The sequence below is a fragment of the Aeromicrobium sp. PFPM2_SD2 genome (assembly GCF_057364525.1).
Genome location: NZ_JBNFNZ010000636.1, coordinates 1 through 1026 on the forward strand (window position 1 = coordinate 1; position 1026 = coordinate 1026).

General features: G+C 75.8%; 2 protein-coding genes. One reads left to right on the forward strand and one right to left on the reverse strand.

The genetic code is table 11. From position 1 onward, the window contains the following. Positions 1-150: 150 nt before the first annotated feature. Positions 151-843 (reverse strand): hypothetical protein, encoded by a 693-nt coding sequence (locus tag AC2W7G_RS17070; RefSeq protein WP_485869491.1) that lies wholly within the window; start codon positions 841-843, stop codon positions 151-153. Here AC2W7G_RS17070 and AC2W7G_RS17075 point away from each other — a divergent pair. Next, positions 836-1026: hypothetical protein (locus tag AC2W7G_RS17075; protein ID WP_485869492.1), on the forward strand; the 191-nt coding region annotated here is incomplete at its 3' end. The two genes, AC2W7G_RS17070 and AC2W7G_RS17075, sit on opposite strands and share 8 nt — an antisense overlap.

Genomic DNA, 1026 nt, shown 5'->3' on the forward strand with positions numbered 1-1026 from the left:
GGGCACGAGACGGTGCCCGCGCCGGGGGCTCGCGGACCTCGAGCCCGCCCTCGTCCCGCTCGTCGAGATCGTGCCCGTGCAGCAGCTCGCCCTGGAGCTGGCCCTGGCCCGCGACCGCGACCCCGACCGTCCGGCCGGCCTCACGAAAAGTCACCCGGACCCGCTGAGCCGCACCTCCCCGCTGAGCGTGACGTTGTGTACGCCCGCCCCGGCGTGTCGCGTGCACAACGTCACGCCCAGCGCGGGCGGGACGGGCAGCGGAGCGGGGGTCAGGCGTCGACGGGTGCGCGGCGCTGCTCGAAGGACCAGCGCGCCGAGCGCCAGCAGCGAGAGGGCCGCGACGCCGAGGCCGAAGGACTCCGCCGCGACGTCCAGGCCCCACGCCTGGGCGGCCACGCCGGCGCCGATGACGGGCAGCGAGATGGCGACGTAGCCGACGATGAAGAACGCCGAGCTGACGCCGGCGCGCTGGTGCGGCTCGACGCGCTCGAGCAGCGAGGCCAGGCCCTTGCCGAAGCTGAGCCCCTGACCGGGGCCGACGAGCAGCGCGGCGACCAGCAGCACGGCGTACGACTCGGTCCACAGTCCGGTCACCATGACCAGCGAGCCCAGCGCCAGGAGCGCGCACCCGAGGTTCACGCCGAGCGTCGTCGGGACGCGGCGCAGGACGGCTTGGGCGACGACCGACACCATGAGCGCCAGCACGATGACCGAGTCCTGGACGACCGCCGAGGGGTCCTCGACGACCTCGGCCACGAGCCGCGGCGACACCGCGGTCAGCAGGCCGGTCACGGCGAACCCGGCGAACCCGGCGATGCCCGCCCCGACGAACGCGGTGCGCACCGACGCCGGGACCGCCGGACGCTGCAGCTGGAGCCGGGCGCCGGGCTGCCGCTCGGACGTCTCGGGGACCCCGGAGCACCAGGACGACGGCGGCCAGCGTCAGCACCGCGTGGACGACGTAGGTCAGGTGCAGCGGCCACGGCGCCAGGTCGACGAGCACGCCGGCCACGACGGGCCCAGGCC